This is a genomic window from Deinococcus puniceus (genome assembly GCF_001644565.1).
Classification (GTDB): domain Bacteria; phylum Deinococcota; class Deinococci; order Deinococcales; family Deinococcaceae; genus Deinococcus; species Deinococcus puniceus.
This window is the reverse complement of the sequence record NZ_CP011387.1, coordinates 1,947,245-1,964,776: the sequence shown is the minus strand read 5'-3', so window position 1 is coordinate 1,964,776 and position 17,532 is coordinate 1,947,245. Positions and strand designations below refer to the sequence as shown.

Below are 17,532 nucleotides of genomic sequence, written 5' to 3'. Positions count from 1 at the left end.
ACCCCTACAGCACCAGCCACAGCGTCAGCAGGCCAACCATCAACACGGGCGGCGTCAGGATCAGGCCCGCCCGCAGGTATTCGGCCCAACTGACCTTGACCCCCCGGCCAGCCAGTACATGCAGCCACAGCAGCGTGGCAAGGCTGCCAATCGGCGTCAGCTTGGGGCCGATATTCGCGCCCACGACTGCGCCGTAGATCAGGGCTTCACGGGCGGGGCCAGGCACGCCGCTGTCTTGAATGCCCAGAATGGCGATCAGCAGGGCGGGCAGATTGTTCAGGCCTGCGCTGAGGCCCGCGACACTCAGCCCGCTGGCGAGAACGGCGGGTAGCGTGCCCTGTGCCGCCGCGCCCGCCAGCCATACGCCGTAGCTGTCGGTGACGCCCGCGCCGCGCAGTCCGTAGACCACCGTATACATCGCCAAGCTGAAAGCCACCACATTCCACGGCGCGGCCCGCAGCACGGCCCGGCTGCCTACTGTGCGGCTCTGGCCTGCCACCAGCCACACGCCCAGCGCACACGCGCCCACCACCACGCTCAGCGGAATGTGCCAGCCCTCTGCCAGAATGGCTCCCGCCAGCAGCATGGGCAGCGCCACCCACCCGGCCCGGAACACGCCCCAAGACACCACCGCACTGGCCGGAGCGGGCAGGCCCGACAGGTCATAGCGGCGCGGCACGGCGCGCCCATACACCAGTAGCAGCACACCCACGCAGGCCAGCACCACCGCCGCATTCACGGGCAGCATCACCCGCACGTAGTCGGCAAAGCCAATGCCAAAGGCGTCGGCGGCAATGATGTTGGTCAGGTTGCTCAATGGCAGCGGCAGACTGGCGGCGTCTACTACAAAGCCGACAGCGAGGGCAAACGCCAGCGTCGCGGCGCGTCCGATGCCCAGCAACAGCGCTACCTCCAGCACAATCGGGGTCAGGATCAGTACGCCGCCGTCGTTGGTAAATAGGGCCGCCACCACCGCGCTGAACAGAGTCAGCAGCACCAGCAACCGCCGCCCGCTGCCCCCGCCCCAACGCAGCACATACAGCGCCCCCCAGCGAAAAAACCCCGCCGCATCCAGCAGGAGACTCAAGGCGATCAGAGAAACCAGCGTCAGCGTGGCGTTCCAAGTGGCCGCCCACAGCACAGGCAAGTCGGAGAGCTGCACCACGCCCGCCAGCAGCGCCACCCCTGCGCCCACGCTGGCAGCCCGCGCCGCGCCGATGCCGAGGGGCCGCCAGATGACCAGAGCGACGGTCGCCAGAACAATCAGAACGGCAAGCACAGGACTAAGGCGAGCAGTGGCCGCGATGGTTTTTCATCTTCTCCCACTCTCCACCTAGCCACTGACCGTTTTTCTCAATCCTGACTGGTAATAAAAGGCAAGTTCCTATCGTACTGGCTGCGGTCTAGGCCGTACCCATACACGAAGGCGTCGGGAATGGTGAAGCCCAGATATTCCACTGGCACTTCCACTTTGCGGCGACTGGGTTTGCTCAGCAGGGCGGCCACTTTCAGGCTGGCGGGGCCGCGTCCTTGCAGGTAGTGCAGCAGGTAGCTCATGGTAATGCCGGTGTCCACGATGTCTTCCACCAGAATTACATCGCGGTCACTGATCGGAAACTGCAAATCCTTGACCAGTTTCACTTCGCCGCTGCTTTGTTTTTCGTTGCCGTAGGAGCTGGCCTGCAAAAAATCGATGGTGCAGGGCACGCCGAGCGCCCGCACGAGGTCGGTATGAAACATGAATGCGCCGTTGAGGACACAGATCAGGTGGGGATCGCGTCCGGCGTAATCGTCCCGAATGCGCTGGGCGAGTTCGTGAATGCGGGCTTGAAGTTGCTCCTGCGTGATTTGCACGGGGCCGTTGCCGGGGGCGAGGCTCATATGCCTCATAACCTAACACGGCGGGTGCTGACAGAGGGCTGATAGGGCGCAACTCTGACTAGGACAGCCGCCGGATTGACCCGGCCCCGGCCCCTATACTTCCGGCTATGGTGCAAGGCAGCGTGGAAAGGATGGCAACAGCCGGAGCAGGACTGGATTTCAGCGGGGTTCCGGGCGTGCTGGGGCGCATCGTGGCCGAACGGGTGGCCGATTATGCGGGTGCAGATACCGAGTTGGGTACTGCCCGCCCCCGCCAACGCCGCTTTGAAACCGCGCTGAAGGTCGCCGGATTGTCGCTGATTGCCGAAGTCAAACGTGCCAGCCCCAGTCAGGGAGCCATTGCCCCACTTGACCCGGCACAGGCGGCACTGGCGTATGAAGCGGGCGGCGCGGCGGCCATCAGTGTCCTCACCGAGCCACGTCACTTCGACGGCAACCCGGAAGCCTTGCACGCTGTTGTCGCCGCCGTGTCGCTCCCCGTTCTCCGCAAAGATTTCGTCGTTCATCCTGCCATGCTGCGCGAGGCCGCCGACTGGGGCGCGTCTGCCGCCCTGCTGATGGTGAGCGTGCTGGGCGAGGCAGTGGGCGAGTATTTGGGGATGGCGCACCACTTGGGCCTAGATGCCCTCGTTGAAGTCCACGACGAACGCGAGCTGGAGATTGCTCTGGCCGCTGGAGCCGAAATCATCGGGGTGAACAACCGCGACCTGACCACGCTGCACATCGATCTGGCCGTCAGCCCGCGCCTGATTGCCCGCGCCCGCGCTGCCGGATTCGCGGGCCTGCTGGTGGCCGAATCGGGTTACCGCACCCCCGCAGACCTGAGCGTAGTGCGCGGGCTGGCCGACGCCGTGCTGGTGGGCAGCAGCCTCGCCGGAAGTGGGGATCTGGCGCAGGCGACGCGGGCATTGCTCAGCGTTTAGACCTCATCTTGCAAACAACCGCTGTTCGTACAAGCACGCCTTAAAGAACGCATTCCAAGCGTAGGGCCACGTTTGCCCGCTGCTGGCAAGGGCCGGGTTGTTGTGCCACGCGGGGCCGAGGAAGTTGGCCCAAGCGTCGGTGACATACGCCTGAATTGCTGGGTCAAGTGGATCTGTGTCTGGCTCAGGCTTGACGGGCAGGCTAGCCAGAAGATAGCCCCGCAAGCGCGACGCACTCAGCAAGAAGTGGTCATACGGCGAGTTGAGGGCAGCTCTGGCCTGCGCCTCGTCGCTGGGGTAGGGGCCGTTGAGCGTAACCTTCAGTGAGCGCAGGCGGTCAGCTTGCCCTACCGCGTCTTCCCAACCCATTTGGGTCAGGCCCACCGTGCGCGACAGGCGGCCTGTGGCCCCGCTGCTGCCGTAAGCTTCGGTGGCCCGCAGCGCCACGGTGTCGGTAAAGGTGCGTAGCCAGCCCGACAGGCCGAGGCCGCTGCGTGCGCCTGCCTGTTCGTTGTCCAGAATGCCCGCCAAGCCGCCCGGTGTGAGGTGCAGGGCATTGGCCGCCCGCACGAGATTTTGACGGTTGACCCGCACGATTTGCGGCGCAATTGGCACCGGGGCTTGGCGTGCCAGTGTGCGGTCACCGGGGCGGTTGGCCTCTGCCCAGGCCAAAAATGCCAGCCAATCCTGCACGTTGTTCAGCGCGGCTTCCGGGCTGCCGAACACGCTGCGGCGACTCAGGGCCGGATTTTGGTTGCGAATCTCGGTGTCGAGCAGGCGCATGACGGCGCTGGCCCGCGCACGGCCTAGGGTTAGGGACGCTTGCAAATACGTCTGGTAATGCAGCTCGCTCAGGCTCAGGCGGCGGCGCTCGCTCACGCGCACATCGGCCAACGCCGCCTGAAAACTGGGGGTGGTCAGGGCGTACCTCCGTACCACTTCTGCCGAGAGGGTGCCCACTCGCGCCGGGGGCAGGGGGGCCGCTTGCTGCGCTGGGCCGCCCAACAGGTGCTGGGCGTAAAAGGCCACCGTGGGACTGAAGGCCAGCAGCACCAACGCCAAAACCGCCGAGACCCAGCGCCCCACCTGCACTCGGCGCACGGGGGAAAGAGGCGGGGCGGTCATGGGGTCAGCCTAGCGGGAATGGGGGTGGGGGAGGGGGGGACTGTCAAGCCAAGTCAGGCAGCCACAAAAAAGCCGCCCCCAACGTGGAAGCGGCTGCAAGAAAAGTGAGCTTGAGGCGTGCGGCTTCAGCCTTTGACGGCTCCGGCGGTGAGGCCCGACACGATGTTGCGTTGGAAGACCAAGACCAGAATAATCAGCGGTACGGTGACCACGATGCTGGCGGCCATGATCTGACCCCAAGGCTGATCGAACTGCGTGGCCCCGGAGTAGTTGGCGATGACCACAGGCACGGTGCGGCGCGTGCCCATGAAGGTCAGCGCGAACAGGTATTCATTCCACGCATTGATGAAGGCCAGCAGGCCTGTCGTCACGAGGGCGGGCATCATGACGGGGAATAGTACCGAGAACAACGTCCTGAGAGGAGACGCGCCGTCAACGAGGGCGGCTTCTTCCAGCTCCCCCGGAATGTCGCGCACGAAGCTGGTCAGCACCCACACGGTAAAGGGAATGGTGAAAATCAGGTAGCTGAAGACCAAGGCCAGAGGATTGTTGTACATGTCGAAGTTGCGAATCAGGGTAAACAGGCCGCCCAGCACGGCAATCTGCGGGAACACGCTGACCGCCAGAATGATATACATGATCATGGACTTGCCCCGGAAGCGGAAGCGCCCCAAAGCGTAGGCCGCGAACGAGCCGAACAGCAGGCTGATAGCGACTGCGCCCACAGCGACAAGCAGGCTATAGCCGAGGCCGTTGATGAAGTTCTCGTTGGCGAAGACGTCGCGGTAATTGCCCAAGGTAGAGGGGGCGGTCACAAACTGGAGGGGCTGCAAGAACAGGTCGCCTGATTTGCGGAAGCTGGTCAGCACGGCCCATAGGAACGGCACCATCAGATAGATGGTGATGATGGCCACCAGAAGGTAAAAACCGGTGCGCTGCAGGTAGTACAGGGCGGGATTCTTGCGTTTTAGATTCATGATTCAGCCGCCTTTAGTCGAACTTCACGCGGAATGCGGTGACGTACATCACGACGATGACCATGATGATGACGAAAATAGCCACTGAAACGGCGCTTCCGACGCCCAGCAAGGAATTGTCGATCAGTTGCAATCGGGCGTAGCCGGTCATGGACGTAGAGCCTGCATTGACTGGCCCCAACATCACGTACATCACATCGAACACTCGCAGGGCGTCGAGACTGCGGAAGACTAGAGCCACCAGCAGTGCGGGCCGCAGCAGGGGCAGCGTCATGCGCCAGAACTGCGTCCACTTGGTCGCGCCGTCCATGTCGGCGGCCTCGTACATATCGGTGGGTAAGCTTTGCAGACCAGCCAAAATCAGGAGGGCCATAAACGAGGTGGTCTTCCAGACATCGACTGCGATCAACGCCCAAATGGCGCTGTCGGTATTGGCCAGGAGGGCTTGCCCGCCTAGCAGCCCGCGCCCGATCAGGCCGAAGGAATCGTTGTACATATAGCCCCACATCTGGGCGCTGACCACCGTAGGAATGGCCCACGGCACCAGCATGGCCGTTCGCAAAAAGGCGCGCCCCGGAAAAGCAGTGTTGACCACGAGCGCGATAATCATGCCAAATACAGTTTCTAAGAACACCGAAACTACCGTGAACAACATGGTGTTCTTGACTGCTTCCCACCATTTGGGGTCTTGCAAAAAGCCGAGTTGCACGCCTTCGGCAGTGGTAAACCAGAAATTGCCAATACCCAAAAACGTGCGCTCATCTGGGGTGGTCAGGTTGGCATCGAACAGGGAAAAGAAGATGGTGCGGTACAGCGGGTAGCCAGCCACAAGTGCAATGGCGATCAGCGTGGGCAGCAGCAACCACAGGGCCTGCTGGGCGCGGGCGGCCTCAATTCCCCGGCGTCTGATGGGTGCGGCAAGTTTGGGTGTGGCATCGGTGGTCATGAATGTCCCCCTGTTCCGCCCGGTGGGGCAGGATGGTGGCCGCATTGGGTGCCGTGCGGCGGCGGTGCGAAGAGGGGCGAAACTTGATCAGAGGCTGGAAAACTTACAGTGCATCTTCGCCCAATCCCATGTCATGAGAAGTACCTGATATGAGAGATATTCGACAAAAATAAAGCGTTGATCTGAAAAAGGAGGACGCCCGGTGTGTGGACGTCCTCCCGGCACGCTCAGGAGAGAGCGCGGTTAAGGATTACCAGCCACGTCCCTTGATGCGGGCGAGGTCGGTGGAGAGTTTGGCAACCGCTGCCGCGCCCTTGCTCTTGCCGTTCAGAACATCGCTGACAGCGGAGCTGAAGGCCTGAGAAACTTGGTTGTACTTGCTCTTGGTGGGGCCGGAAGGACGCGCGACGGCGTTGGTGAACACGCTGAGCAGGCTGCCGAAGAAGGGGTTGGCCTTCAGGATGGCCTGATCTTTGTAGAGGCGCTCGATGGTGGGGTTGTAGGTGCCTTCAATGGCGCGGATCTTCTGCTCTTCGGGGCCAGCGAGGTAGCGCACCAGCGAAATCGCGGTGGCCTGGTTCTTGGAGTAGGTGCTGACGCCGAGCTGCCAACCGCCCAGCGTGGCGGCGGGTTTGCCACCGGTGCCGGAAGGCAGGGGAGCGACGCCGATCTTGCCTTTGATCTTGGAGTCGTCGCCTTGGCCGAGTGCCCAGGCGTAGGGCCAGTTGCGCATAAACGCGGCGTTGCCCGACTGGAAAATACCGCGTGCTTCTTCTTCGCCGTAGGTGGTGACGCCTGCGGGAGAAACGCTCTTGACCCAGCTTGCGGCGGCGTCAAGCGCGGCGGCGGCGCGGGCGTTGTTGATGGTCACGTTGCCCTTGTCGTCGATGATGGTTCCGCCGCCGAAGGAAACAACCCATTCCAGCGCGTTGCAGGTCAGGCCCTCATAGTTCTTGCCCTGCCACACGAAGCCGGTGAAGGACTTGTTGGTCTTCTGCTCGCCGTCCTGAATCTTCTTGGCCATAGCGGCCATTTCAGCCCAGGTCTTGGGGGCGGTCTTGTAGCCGTACTTGGTCAGCAGGTCGGTGCGGTAGTACAGCAGGCCCGCGTCGGTAAACCAGGGCAGAGCCACGAGTTTGCCGTTCACGGTGTTGGCGGCCACGATGCCTTTGAAGTGCTGGTTGACTTCGGCGGCGGGCACCTTGGTCTTCAGGTCAACGAAGTGCTGAGACAGCAGGCCGGGCCAGACCACGTCGAGCTGGTACACGTCGATGTCGCTGCTCTTGGCGGCCAGCTGCTGCTGGTACAGGCCGAGGCGGTCATTGGTGAGGTTGGGGCTTTCGAAGATTTTGACGGTGTTGCCGGTCTTTTTGGCCCAGCGATCCGCGCCTGCTTTACAGAGTTCAAGTTCCTGACCGACAGCGCCGCAGGCCAGAGTGACCGTGACCGCTGCGGCCTGAGAGTTCGCTGCGATGACAGCAGTAAGACCGATGATGGCGATTGCTTTCTTCATGCATCCCCCTTGGTGGGTGTTCAACTGCACCGGTGTGCAGCCCCGCCCCTTTTCGGAAGCGGTTCCACGAAAGTCTAAAAGTTGGTACGTGAAGGCTACACCGTGAAATCAAGCATGTCAATGATGTCTTAACAATTGAGGGGCGACCCCCCGTCTTTATGAAGCTCGCCTGCCTGTGACACGGCAGTCAGCAGGCTGCACTGCAAACACGTTGCAATCACAATTGTAACCGCTTACAATAAAAGTACTCCCTCTTGCATCTTCTTAGTCGCCTTACAAAGTTCCCTAATGAACTTGCGAAACTGAAATTTCAGACGTTTCTTGAGAGGTGTATTCAGGGCCTGCCGAGTGCCTGGACGCCTGCACCATGAGCTGACCCACGATCAGGAGGCTGCGGGACGGCGGCGAAAGGCTGGCTTTCAGGTGAGCCGCGGTCAGACGGACTCCGGGGCATCGGCGGGACGCTTATCTGGCCCACCGCCCTCATCCGCGCACCGTCGCCGCTACACTGGCGTGATGTCTGTTCCCGCGACCCCTTCTTCTACCGACGGCCCCCAACCTTCTGCCACCGACTTGGCGCGTGCCGTGCTGGCGCAGGACACCACCCCGCAGGCCCTATTGTCGAACGCCTTGGCGCGTATTGACGCTGCCCAGCACCTGAACGCCCTGATCAGCCTGAATGCGGGGGCCGAGGCACATGCTCAGGCGGTGCAGGCACGGGTGCAGGCGGGCGAAACGTTGCCGCTGGCGGGCGTGCCCATCATCGTGAAGGACAACATCAACGTGCGCGGCACCCGGACGACTTGCGGCAGCCGGATTCTTGCCAATTACACCAGCCCCTACGACGCCACCGTGGCCCGCCGCTTAGTTCACGCGGGTGCGGTGATCGTGGGCAAGGCCAACATGGATGAATTTGCGATGGGCAGTTCCACCGAATCCAGCGCCAGCGGCCCCACCCTCAACCCTTGGGATACGGCCCGCGTACCGGGCGGCAGCAGCGGCGGAAGTGCGGTGGCTGTGGCAGCCAATCTCACGCCCATCAGTTTGGGCAGCGATACAGGCGGTAGCGTGCGCCAACCCGCCGCGTTTACGGGCGTGTATGGCCTGAAACCTACTTATGGGCGCGTCAGCCGGTTTGGATTGGTGGCCTATGCCAGCAGTCTCGATCAGATCGGGCCGTTTGCCCGCAGCGCCGAAGACCTCGCCCTGATCATGAACGTGATTGCCGGACACGACCCACAGGATGCCACCAGCCTCCACGCGCCCCCGCAGTTTGCCGCTGGAACCCCCGACGACTTGCGCGGCCTGCGCGTCGGCGTGATTCGCGAGAGTTTGGAAGGCAATACGGCGGGCGTGGAAAGCACCCTCAACGCTACGCTAGACGCCCTACGCGGAGCCGGGGCCAGCGTGCAGGAAGTCAGCATTGCCAGCGTGCGGCACGCCATCGCTGCCTATTACCTGATCGCCATGCCCGAAGCCAGCAGCAACCTCGCCCGCTACGACGGCATGACCTACGGTGACCGCTCAACCGCCCCCGACGTCAATACCAGCATGACCCTGACCCGCGAACACGGCTTCGGGCGGGAAGTACAGCGCCGTATCCTGCTTGGCACGTATGCCCTCAGCAGCGGTTACTACGACGCCTATTACTCCAAAGCCATGAAGGTACGCGGCCTGATCGCACAAGATTTTGCCCGCGCTTTTGCCGACTTCGATGTGTTGGTCACGCCCACTAGTCCCTTTCCGGCCTTCCGGCACGGCGAGAAATCCAGCGATCCACTCGCCATGTACGCCGCCGATGTGGATACGGTGGCGATCAACTTGGCCGGACTGCCCGCCCTGAGCGTCCCCGCCGGGTTTGAAACCGTAGACGGCGTGCGCCTGCCCGTAGGCATCCAGTTCATCGCGCCAACGCTGAAAGACGAAGTGCTGCTGACGCTGGCCGGGGGGCTAGAAGGTGTGGGAGCCGTGCAGATGGAAGCGCCAGCGGGGTATTGAGGGGATGGGTTGTGGCAAGTAGGTTTGGAAAATTGAATTGATTTTAGAAAGGGGGTGAAGAGTCATAAAATTAATTGCTACTACTTTCATAATTACGTTGGGAGTATGCGGCTGCCAGAAAGGAAATTCTTATACACAAGATCAAATGGTGGGTGAATATAAATCTTGGCCTCAGGAAAACGGTTATAGGTATATTTTAAAGAATGGTGGGGACTTGGCAATAATTAATAAAACCGGAAAATTGCAGAGTATTGGAGCTTGGAGACTAATTACATCTAGTTCAAAAAGAAAAGGCAGAATGATAAAGTATGAGCCTGTAAAATGTTCAAATAATGATTGTGCTGATATGGGGGACTTACGAACCAATGTATTATACTTGTACAAGAAGCGCGGCAAAGTTTTTATTGAGATGGGCAGCTATGAGGGCGAAGAATACGGGATCATAAAACTTGAACCACAATAAGTTTCATAGGCCTGCATCTACTTTCTCACGCCCACGCCCGCACCACCCGCAACTCTGCCCCGTCGCCATCCACCACCGCTACCAATTCCCCATTCAGCGTGACCACTTGCCGCCCCTGTGCCGTGTGCTGGGGGCGTTTGCCTTGGCGCAGTTCGCGGGCTAGGCGTTCGTCGGCCTCTAGGCGTGGAAAATCGAGGGCGTCCAAATCGGGAATTCTGTTGGCTTGGGCCAAGTGTTCCAAGTTGGCGGCGGCAGACAGGTCATAGCGGCCCACGCGGGTTCTCACCAGCCCCGACAGGTGGGCAGGCACCCCCAGCGCCGCGCCTACATCTCGCGCCAACGAGCGCAAATAGGTGCCGCTGCCTACGCGGGCACGCACCAGCAACGTAGGAAACTGGCCCAACGGGGCGGGAAACGGAAACGTTTTGCCCTCCGCGTCGGGCGTCCAGCCCTGCGGGGTAGGGGAGAAGGCGTGGGGCGCGGCCTGCACGCTCTCATACATGCCCAGCAGTTCCAGCGAATGAATGACCACGTTGCGGGCGGGCAAGTCCAGTGTGCCCCCGGCCCGCGCCACCGCATAAGCCCGCACGCCGCCCACCTGAATGGCGCTGTACTGCGGTGGCACCTGCGCCAGCGGCCCCACGAAATCGGCCAAGATTGCCCGCACGCCGTTTTCGGTCAGGGGCGGCACATCGGCGGTGTCGTCTACCGGGCCTTCGGCGTCCAGCGTGCGTGTGCCAGCGCCGAGGCTGATCCATGCCAGATAGTCCTTGCTGTCGGCGTCCATGAACTGCACGACTTTGGTGCTGTCGTTCACGCACAGCACGAGTACGCCCGTTGCCAGCGGGTCAAGCGTGCCCGTGTGGCCCACCCGTTTGGTTGCCAGCGCCCGCCGAGCGCGGCCCACCACGTCATGAGAAGTCAGGTTCAGCGGCTTGTCTACGGCGATCACGGGCATATGGGGCAAAGGCTATCAGGCTGGGGTTGTCAGGGCGGGGGCTATCCGGCTGGGAGACGTTGTTAGGCTGAGGGAAGGCTGGTTCTGTGCCCTACTGCGCCCCTTTGCCCCGCCGCCTCCCGTACACTGCCCGGTGTGTTGCGTGCTTCTTTCTGGTTGACGGCTGTGGTGTTCTTGCCCCTCGGCCTCCTGCTGTACTTTCTTCCGGCGACGTTGGCGGGCGCGGTGGGCGTATCGCCGCTGTGGCTGGCCCGCGTGTGCGGCGGCATTCTGGCCGTGTGGGGCGTGTTCCTGATCGCGTCGGCGTCGACTTCGGGCCAGCCCCATGCCACAGCAGTCGGCGGCCTCGTGGGGGCCAACCTGCTCAGCGCCGCCACCCTTATTCCAGCGGTGATCCGGCAGGGCGAGAGTATGCCCCCCGGCCTCCGCGCCATTTTGCTGGGCGGTGCGGGCGTGCTGACACTGCTGGCCGTGACCGCCCTGATCGCCTTTCCTTCCCGCAGGAGCCGCCTATGAACCCGCCTATAGAGAACGACAAGACCAATGCTGGCGGAAGTAACTCCGGCACCAACGCTGAACGCCTGCAAAAGCGTCTGGCCCGTGCTGGAGTGGCTTCTCGCCGCGCCGCCGAAGAACTGATTACCGCTGGCCGCGTGACCGTCAACGGTGAAGTGGCTACGCTGGGCCGCACCGTTACGCCGATAGATGAAGTGCGCGTGGACGGCAGCCTGATCGAGACGGCCACCACCGAGCGCGTCACCTTTATTCTGCACAAGCCGTCCGGCTACGTGACCACTGCCCACGACGAACTGGGGCGGCACACCGTGATGGAAGCCATGCCCAACGTGCCCGGCCTGCATCCGGTGGGGCGGCTGGACATGGACAGCGAAGGCCTGCTGCTCCTGACCACCGACGGAGACCTGACCCTCACCCTGACCCATCCGCGCTACGGCCACGAAAAAGCCTACCGCGCTTGGACAGACGGCGAATATCCGCCCACGCAGGAGGAGCTTGACGGCCTGATCGAGGGCGTGCTGCTGGAAGACGGCGTCGCTAAAGCCATCGACGCCACCCCGGCCCGCGTGGGCGCCTTCGTGACCATCGGTGACGGGCGCAAAAGGCAGGTGCGCCGCATGCTGGACGCCATCGGCCACCCAGTTATCCGCCTGATGCGCTACCGGATCGGCGGCCTGTGGCTGGGAGACCTCGAACCCGGCGAATACCGCGAACTGAGCGAGCGCGAACTGTACAATCTTCAGAACCCAGACCGTGTGCCGCCGCATGTGCGCGAGCGGGACGAGCGGGAAACGATGGGGCGCTGGGGGTAAAGGCGGGGCGCGTGGTGCCGGGAAGTGGGGAGTGGTTAGTGGAAAGGTCAACAGCGGTGTTGGGAGCGTGAATCTGAGGTCTTAGGTTTTCCTGTACCACACCCACCAGCTCAGCCCCTCTTGCCCGTCCATCTTTTCCCACTTCCTACTCACCACTGACCACTCCCCGCCCTTCCTGCTACACTCGGCCACGCGGGGGAATGCGCGGTCGCGCCCTGACCTTGAGGGGGAAACTTCTTGAGGGAGGGGTGAGGAAAGTCCGGGCACCGCAGGGCAGGATGCCAGCTAACGGCTGGTCGGCGAGCAGAGCGCCTGCGCGAGCGCCCACAGCGCGCAGGAAGCGGCGAAGCTGAAGGACAGTGCCACAGAAACCAGACCGCCAGTGTTCTGCCGAAAAGGCAAGGTCAGGGCGAAGGCTGAACATTGGTCAGGGTGAAACGGTGCGGTAAGAGCGCACCAGACTCGGCGGAGACGCAGGGTGCTGGTAAACCCCATCCGGTGCAAGACCCGACAGTACGCGAGGAGCGGCCCGCTCCATTGACCGTCAGGATGGTCGCACGAGGCGTCTGGCAACAGCCGTCCCAGAGAGATGACCGCTCAGCCCGCAAGGGTGACACAGAACCCGGCTTACAGTTCCCCCGCACCACGACAGCGTTTCCGCCACCTCAAATGTTTGGGGTGGCGGAAAGGCTTTCTGGTAGCCAAGTGATCGAACCAGAATAACCTGTCTGAGCCTTCCTCGTTACAGCCCTAGCGCATCCCGCGACTCTACACTTCTGCCCCCTATTTCAATGCAAACGCCGCCGCATCCCGCCCCGGCAAACTCAGATGTAGCCAGCCGCCGCTGACGCTGATTTTGGCATCCTGACCCGCGAACAGGCTGCGTGTGGCCGCCAGATTCCCCAAAGTCAGACCCAGCGACGAGAGGCGAATGGAATACGACTGGCGGGCCTTGCCGTTGTGCCACGCGGCCAACACAGGCTCGCCGTTCAGTTCGCGGGTAAAGAGCAGCAAGTCACTCTCCAATTTAAGCGGCACGGGCAGCAGCTTTTGTGCCCCCCGGCTCAGCGAAGGGCTGGCCTTGCGTGCGGCGATGGCGGCGCGGGCCACCTCATAGACGCTGCGTTCGGCGGGCGTCCAATCGGCCTCAAAGCGCATGTCGCGGCGGTTGTCGGGGTCGGTGCCGCCGCGCATGGCGATCTCGGTGCCCTGCCAGATCACGGGCACGCCGCGCAAGGTCATCAGCGCACGCAGGCCGTATTTGGTACGGGCCTGACCATCATCTTCAAAGAGGGTGCCGTTGGCAAAGCGCGGCACGTCATGGTTGTCCAGAAACAGGGCCACTTCGCCGGGGCGCTGGAGTTCTTCGGCCCGCGCCAGCACGCCTGCTACCCGGTCAAGGCCCTGCCCGCTCATGATGGCATCGCGCATGGCGGCTTGAAGACTGAACAGGAACAGGCTGTCGAATCCGGCCCGTTGCCACTCGGCTACCGTGCCTGTATCGGCGTCGTACCACTCGCCCAAAGTCCATGTTCCGGCAGCGCGGTCACGGGCCAGCAATGCATTCAAAAACGGGCGCTCCACGTGCTTGATCGCGTCGTAGCGGAAGGCACTCACGCCCCGCGCCCGCCAGAAGTCGGCGGCCCCGAACAACACCTGCTGAACCTCTGGACTGGACTGTTTGAGGTCGGGCAGACCCGCCAACGCGCAGTCCACGTCCTTGTTGGTGGTCGCGGCGCACTCGGCCTCGCCGTTAAACCACGCGGGTTGCTGCTTCACCACGTCTGCCGCGTACCCGTAATGGTTGATGACCTGATCGAGGACGACGCGCATTCCGGCCTTCTGGGTGGCCCCGATCAGGGTGTCGAAGTCGTTCAGGGTGCCGAAATGCGGGTCTATGTCCTGAAAATCGGCGGGCCAGTAGCCGTGATAGGCCGCCGTCTCGAAGGAATTGCTGGCCTGCTGGCGGTACACCGGCGTCATCCACAGGGCTGTTGCGCCCAGATTCTGGATGTAGGGCAATTTGGCCGTCAGTCCGGGCAAGTCGCCGCCATGCCACGCACGCGGATTGTTGCGGTCTACGCCAGCATTGTTGGCCGTGTTGCCATCAGCGAAGCGGTCAGGCATGACCTGATAGATGATCTGGCCCTCGAAACTGGACGCAGCTGCGGCAGTTTGGGCATTGGCAACGGACGACAGCAACGCCGACAGCAACAGCGTGCGCCGGATGACTTGAGACGACAGGCCAGCGGCAGGCCGTGAGGAGAGCAATGGCTTGGGCATAAATCATGGTACTGCCTTCCCCGCCCAGCCAAAAAATGGCCCCCCAGTGGTCAAGAAACAACCAAAAATGACCTGCCCCAGTCAGGACAGGTCAACGCGAATGCTGTGTGGCTTAGCGAACAGCGGTAATGCGGAGGGTACGTGCGCCGAACTGAATGGCCTCACTGCGGGTGCCCATCCAGATGTCGAGGCTGTTGGTCTTGCGGGCGGCCATCGTATCTTCCACGACGAAAATGCGGCCCCGGAGCATGTTGTTGTAGCGTCCGCTCATGTCTTCCAGCATGATTTTGCTGCCGTAAGGGAAGGTACGCAGGAGGTCGCGGCTGAGGGCCACTACGCCGGGGCGGGTGCGGGTGCCGGTGGCCGTAATAAACGGCGTGCTGTCGGTCTGGCCCGCGAGGCTGTTGTAGGCGGTGGCCCGCACGATGGCGGTGCGGCCTGTACGAACTGGGGCAGCCTGCGCGAGCGGCGTGGGAGTGGGTACCACGCGGGTAGGCGCGGCAGCACGCACCACAGGAGCGGCGGGGCGGGCAGGCGCGGCGCGGGTGGCCTGAGCCACAGCAGCGGCGCGGTTCTGGGCGGCTGTCGCCTGAGCCGCAGCGGGGGCCGCCGGACGGGGCGCGGCAGCCTGCGCCGGGGCAGTCACAGCGGGAGGCACAACCGTCAGCACGTCTCTGACCGAATCGGCGGCCAGTTCGGGGGCAGGCAAGGCGGGCGTGGCAGCGGCCACTCCAACGGTCAAAAGAGCAAGGGTACGGATGAAACGATGAAGCGGATTAAGCATGGATTCTCCTGCGGGCGGGCACGGGGCGCGTCCGTGGTGGTTCTCGGCTTTGGGGACAGTCACAGTGAGATGGTGTTGAAACTGATGGATCCGGCTCTCGTTCGGGTAGACTTCGCCAAAACGGCAGTCCGATCAAACAAGCTTCGAGCAATTTGGCCCCACAACAACGCAGGCCAACCCGCTCGCTTCTTGTATGAGCCTAATGGGATAGAATGGCAGCCTTATGAGATTATGGGATTTCTAAGCTCATATTTAGAGAAAAAAACGTGTGACATTTTTAACAGACTCAGATCTTTATGCCGATGAGCACGCTCATCTAATTATGAGATATATTCTAATCTACTCATTTATATTCTCATGATGAAATGAAATGAGGACGCGCCCAGACCCCCATTTGGGGGAGAGAAACCCGACATTTGGCCGGAACTGTGCTCTGACCCCCCTAATGGGATCGAGCTAACGTGTTCCGGCATGAGGGACGGAGTGACCCAACGTTCAGGTCACTCCGCTGTCTCATAGTTCACATCTATTGGAATTGAGGCGACATTACCCAAGCAAAACCTGAGTGCTGCCCCTCGTCTCTCCGCTTTACTGCTCAGGCTTCTTTTCGGGCAGGGTGGGAGCGGTTGCCCACTCGGACAATGTGCCAGACGCCAATTCGCGGTAGATGGGCGCGGCCAGTTGCGAGCCGTGATAATTGACCTTCGCGCCGTGAACTACGACAGCCACCGTGACGCGGGGGGCGTCGGCGGGAAAGAACCCGGCGAACACGCTGTCGTAGACGCTGTTGGAGTATTTGCCGTCTACGACGACCTGAGCCGTTCCTGTTTTGCCTCCCAGCGCGTAGCCCTTGATTCCTGCCGCATGAAAGATTCCGTCTTCGATGACCGCTTGCAGCAGACCGCGCATGGTTCTGGCGGTTTCGGGACGCAGCACTTCACGGCGCTCGCCCGCGCCAGAGCCTTCGACCAGCCGGGGCGACACATACAGGCCGTCGTTGGCCAGCACATTGAAGGCGGCGGCCAGTTGCAGCGTCGTGCTGCTCATGCCCTGCCCGAAGGAATTGGTGGCCCGCACCAGATCGTCCCAGTTCCGCAGGGGTTGCAGGCGGCCTGTGGCTGTGGACACCACCGGAATCGCCACATCTTGCCCAAAGCCGAACTGTCCGAGGTAATCCCGCAGGTCGGCAGCCGGAAAATGCTCGACGATGTGGCTCATGCCCACGTTGCTGCTGTAGCGCAGGATTTGCTTGGTGGTCAGTTGGGTGGGGTGAGCGACCGCGTCCCCGATGGTGCTGCCCCAGCGCCCGCCCACATAGCGGCGCATAGGCGTGTCGTAGACCGTGCCGGGCGTGGTCAGGCCTTCGTTCAGGGCGGCCCCCACGACCAGTCCTTTGATGGTGGAACCCGGCTCGAACACATCCAGAAAGGGGCGGTTGCGGCGGGCATCGGGGCTATAGGTGCGCCAGTCGTTGGGATTGAAGGCGGGGTAACTGGCCGCCGCCAGCACCCGGCCCGTGCGGGTTTCGATGACCACCACGGAGCCGTATTCAGCTTGATGCTTCTTGACCCCTTTTGCCAGCGCGGCCTCGGCATTGGCCTGCGTGCGGGGATCGAGCGTCAGCTTCACGTCTTCTCCGGCTTCCAGCGAGCGGTTGTAGGCGGCTTCCAGCCCCTCCAGCCCTTCCGTGCTGCCCATCATGCCCACCACTTGCCCGGCCAGCGTGCCCTGCGGGTACACCCGTTTGCCGCCCACACTGCGGGCCAGCACCGATCCGTCGGCGGCCACGATGGCCCCGCGAGACTGCACCACCGTGCGCTTGATGCCCTGCGGCAGCCCCCATTCCAGCTGAGCATAGGCCCAGACCAACGACAGGAACATGATGAGGGCCAGCACCTGCATCACACGGGAGCGGTTGTGAATCTTTACTTCCACTGTGTTCTCACCTCCAAACGGGTCTGGGAAACGGGGGCCGGGGTGCTGCTTGGCGGGCTGGCATCGGGCGGGGACGGGGGAAGACCGGCGGGCAGAGGCACTAGGGGAATGTCGGCGGTGACCTTGGGTTCCGCCTCGGCAAAGCGGCGCATGCTCTGTGCGAAGGCCCACTCGCGCACCCGCTGGGGCGTGGTCAGCGCCTGCACCTGAACTTCCAGACCGTCGCGCACCGTCAGGAGTTCGGCCTCGCGGTCAGTGGTGGCCCGCAAATTCACCCGCACATCCTGAGTGGCGTAGCGCAGGCCCACCAGCACGAGGGCCAGCATCAGGTAAATCAGGACGTAGCGCATGGCGCGGCCCCGCCAAGTGACGGCGCTGGTATCCATCGTCAGGCGGGCGATCACGCCTCTGGGCATCA

Annotated in this window: 16 protein-coding genes and 1 other RNA gene; 6 read left to right on the top strand and 11 right to left on the bottom strand. The window is 62.6% G+C overall.

Translation table 11 applies throughout. The annotated features are described in order from the left end of the window. Nucleotides 1-4: 4 nt before the first annotated feature. Nucleotides 5-1,279 carry an arsenical efflux pump membrane protein ArsB gene (gene arsB / locus SU48_RS08940; protein ID WP_064014953.1) on the bottom strand — a complete coding sequence of 425 codons (1,275 nt, stop codon included), beginning with the start codon at nucleotides 1,277-1,279 and terminating at the stop codon, nucleotides 5-7. Nucleotides 1,280-1,353: 74 nt separating this feature from the next. After that, nucleotides 1,354-1,881, bottom strand: a complete 528-nt coding sequence (gene hpt, locus SU48_RS08935; protein WP_064014952.1) for a hypoxanthine phosphoribosyltransferase — start codon at nucleotides 1,879-1,881, stop codon at nucleotides 1,354-1,356. 107 nt (nucleotides 1,882-1,988) lie between these two features. Here hpt and trpC point away from each other — a divergent pair, with 107 nt between their 5' ends. Continuing rightward, nucleotides 1,989-2,804 carry an indole-3-glycerol phosphate synthase TrpC gene (trpC, locus tag SU48_RS08930; RefSeq protein WP_064014951.1) on the top strand — a complete coding sequence of 272 codons (816 nt, stop codon included), beginning with the start codon at nucleotides 1,989-1,991 and terminating at the stop codon, nucleotides 2,802-2,804. Nucleotides 2,805-2,807: 3 nt separating this feature from the next. Here trpC and SU48_RS08925 read toward each other — a convergent pair whose 3' ends face one another. The 4 genes from SU48_RS08925 to SU48_RS08910 all read right to left on the bottom strand — a co-directional run bounded on the left by SU48_RS08925 (nucleotide 2,808) and on the right by SU48_RS08910 (nucleotide 7,365). Beyond that, nucleotides 2,808-3,929, bottom strand: a complete 1,122-nt coding sequence (locus SU48_RS08925; protein ID WP_064014950.1) for a hypothetical protein — start codon at nucleotides 3,927-3,929, stop codon at nucleotides 2,808-2,810. Nucleotides 3,930-4,054: 125 nt separating this feature from the next. Then, on the bottom strand, nucleotides 4,055-4,906 hold the full coding sequence (locus SU48_RS08920) for a carbohydrate ABC transporter permease (protein WP_064014949.1): 852 nt from the start codon (nucleotides 4,904-4,906) through the stop codon (nucleotides 4,055-4,057). A gap of 13 nt (nucleotides 4,907-4,919) precedes the next feature. Next, entirely contained in the window at nucleotides 4,920-5,852 is a 933-nt protein-coding gene (locus tag SU48_RS08915; RefSeq protein WP_064014948.1) for a carbohydrate ABC transporter permease, read from the bottom strand. Between the two features lie 250 nt (nucleotides 5,853-6,102). Further along, on the bottom strand, nucleotides 6,103-7,365 hold the full coding sequence (locus SU48_RS08910; protein WP_064014947.1) for an ABC transporter substrate-binding protein: 1,263 nt from the start codon (nucleotides 7,363-7,365) through the stop codon (nucleotides 6,103-6,105). 516 nt (nucleotides 7,366-7,881) lie between these two features. Here SU48_RS08910 and gatA point away from each other — a divergent pair. Then, a complete protein-coding gene (gene gatA / locus SU48_RS08905; protein WP_064014946.1) occupies nucleotides 7,882-9,363 on the top strand; it encodes an Asp-tRNA(Asn)/Glu-tRNA(Gln) amidotransferase subunit GatA in 1,482 nt (493 codons plus the stop codon). A 145-nt stretch (nucleotides 9,364-9,508) separates the two neighbouring features. After that, nucleotides 9,509-9,826, top strand: coding sequence for a hypothetical protein (locus SU48_RS14175; protein ID WP_157451133.1), 318 nt, complete (start codon nucleotides 9,509-9,511; stop codon nucleotides 9,824-9,826). Nucleotides 9,827-9,851: 25 nt separating this feature from the next. On the opposite strand, the gene truB is transcribed toward SU48_RS14175, so the two are convergent. Next, nucleotides 9,852-10,784, bottom strand: a complete 933-nt coding sequence (gene truB, locus SU48_RS08900; RefSeq protein WP_064014945.1) for a tRNA pseudouridine(55) synthase TruB — start codon at nucleotides 10,782-10,784, stop codon at nucleotides 9,852-9,854. Nucleotides 10,785-10,919: 135 nt separating this feature from the next. On the opposite strand from truB, the gene SU48_RS08895 reads away from it, so the two are divergent. From SU48_RS08895 to rnpB, 3 genes are all read left to right on the top strand, one after another. Beyond that, nucleotides 10,920-11,300: a hypothetical protein gene (locus SU48_RS08895; RefSeq protein ID WP_064014944.1), complete on the top strand. Its 381-nt coding sequence runs from the start codon at nucleotides 10,920-10,922 to the stop codon at nucleotides 11,298-11,300. After that, on the top strand, nucleotides 11,297-12,112 hold the full coding sequence (locus SU48_RS08890; protein WP_064014943.1) for a pseudouridine synthase: 816 nt from the start codon (nucleotides 11,297-11,299) through the stop codon (nucleotides 12,110-12,112). Before SU48_RS08895 ends, SU48_RS08890 begins: the two co-directional genes overlap by 4 nt. Nucleotides 12,113-12,304: 192 nt before the next feature. Beyond that, nucleotides 12,305-12,758, top strand: an RNA gene (gene rnpB, locus SU48_RS08885) — RNase P RNA component class A. 137 nt (nucleotides 12,759-12,895) lie between these two features. Here the strand turns inward: rnpB and SU48_RS08880 are convergent. The 4 genes from SU48_RS08880 to SU48_RS08865 all read right to left on the bottom strand — a co-directional run bounded on the left by SU48_RS08880 (nucleotide 12,896) and on the right by SU48_RS08865 (nucleotide 17,530). Next, nucleotides 12,896-14,395, bottom strand: a complete 1,500-nt coding sequence (locus SU48_RS08880) for an alpha-amylase family glycosyl hydrolase (protein ID WP_407919258.1) — start codon at nucleotides 14,393-14,395, stop codon at nucleotides 12,896-12,898. Nucleotides 14,396-14,507: 112 nt separating this feature from the next. Beyond that, nucleotides 14,508-15,137, bottom strand: a complete 630-nt coding sequence (locus SU48_RS08875) for an RlpA-like double-psi beta-barrel domain-containing protein (RefSeq protein ID WP_331710176.1) — start codon at nucleotides 15,135-15,137, stop codon at nucleotides 14,508-14,510. A 630-nt stretch (nucleotides 15,138-15,767) separates the two neighbouring features. Beyond that, complete coding sequence (locus tag SU48_RS08870) at nucleotides 15,768-17,114, bottom strand: peptidoglycan D,D-transpeptidase FtsI family protein (protein ID WP_064014941.1); 1,347 nt, start codon at nucleotides 17,112-17,114, stop codon at nucleotides 15,768-15,770. Continuing rightward, a complete protein-coding gene (locus SU48_RS08865) occupies nucleotides 17,105-17,530 on the bottom strand; it encodes a hypothetical protein (RefSeq protein ID WP_231881719.1) in 426 nt (141 codons plus the stop codon). Before SU48_RS08865 ends, SU48_RS08870 begins: the two co-directional genes overlap by 10 nt. Nucleotides 17,531-17,532 lie beyond the last annotated feature (2 nt).

Bases quoted from the DNA above. Each gene is read 5' to 3' on its own strand.
- hpt (WP_064014952.1), bottom strand. From the start codon at position 1,881: ATGAGCCTCGCCCCCGGCAACGGCCCCGTGCAAATCACGCAGGAGCAA.
- trpC (WP_064014951.1), top strand. From the start codon at position 1,989: ATGGTGCAAGGCAGCGTGGAAAGGATGGCAACAGCCGGAGCAGGACTG.
- SU48_RS08925 (WP_064014950.1), bottom strand. From the start codon at position 3,929: ATGACCGCCCCGCCTCTTTCCCCCGTGCGCCGAGTGCAGGTGGGGCGC.
- SU48_RS08920 (WP_064014949.1), bottom strand. From the start codon at position 4,906: ATGAATCTAAAACGCAAGAATCCCGCCCTGTACTACCTGCAGCGCACC.
- SU48_RS08915 (WP_064014948.1), bottom strand. From the start codon at position 5,852: ATGACCACCGATGCCACACCCAAACTTGCCGCACCCATCAGACGCCGG.
- SU48_RS08910 (WP_064014947.1), bottom strand. From the start codon at position 7,365: ATGAAGAAAGCAATCGCCATCATCGGTCTTACTGCTGTCATCGCAGCG.
- gatA (WP_064014946.1), top strand. From the start codon at position 7,882: ATGTCTGTTCCCGCGACCCCTTCTTCTACCGACGGCCCCCAACCTTCT.
- SU48_RS14175 (WP_157451133.1), top strand. From the start codon at position 9,509: ATGGTGGGTGAATATAAATCTTGGCCTCAGGAAAACGGTTATAGGTAT.
- truB (WP_064014945.1), bottom strand. From the start codon at position 10,784: ATGCCCGTGATCGCCGTAGACAAGCCGCTGAACCTGACTTCTCATGAC.
- SU48_RS08890 (WP_064014943.1), top strand. From the start codon at position 11,297: ATGAACCCGCCTATAGAGAACGACAAGACCAATGCTGGCGGAAGTAAC.
- SU48_RS08880 (WP_407919258.1), bottom strand. From the start codon at position 14,395: ATGCCCAAGCCATTGCTCTCCTCACGGCCTGCCGCTGGCCTGTCGTCT.
- SU48_RS08865 (WP_231881719.1), bottom strand. From the start codon at position 17,530: ATGCCCAGAGGCGTGATCGCCCGCCTGACGATGGATACCAGCGCCGTC.